This window comes from Caballeronia sp. ATUFL_M2_KS44 (assembly GCF_023630965.1).
Taxonomy (GTDB): domain Bacteria; phylum Pseudomonadota; class Gammaproteobacteria; order Burkholderiales; family Burkholderiaceae; genus Caballeronia; species Caballeronia concitans.
The window spans coordinates 1-238 of record NZ_JALQEA010000018.1; the positions used below are offsets into that span (position 1 = coordinate 1).

A 238-nucleotide genomic window follows, 5' to 3' on the forward strand; every position below is an offset into this window, starting at 1 on the left:
GTGCTGATCTGCTTCAGCTTCGCGCCCTTCTGGCCGATGATCATCGCCTTGTGCATGTCGCGATCGACGAGAATCGTCGCGAACACGCGGCGCAGACGCCCTTCGGTCTCGAACTTGTCGATGAGCACCGTGCTCGTGTACGGCAGTTCGTCGCCGGTCCAGCGGAACACCTTCTCGCGCAGGATTTCGGCGGCGAGGAAGCGTTCGCTGCGATCGGTCAGATCGTCCTCGCCGTAGA

General features: G+C 62.2%; 1 protein-coding gene. It reads right to left on the bottom strand.

Annotated elements, in window-relative coordinates; all coding sequences use genetic code 11:
* The coding region (locus NCR39_RS10050; protein ID WP_250452055.1) for a KH domain-containing protein at positions 1-238 on the bottom strand (238 nt) is incomplete at both ends.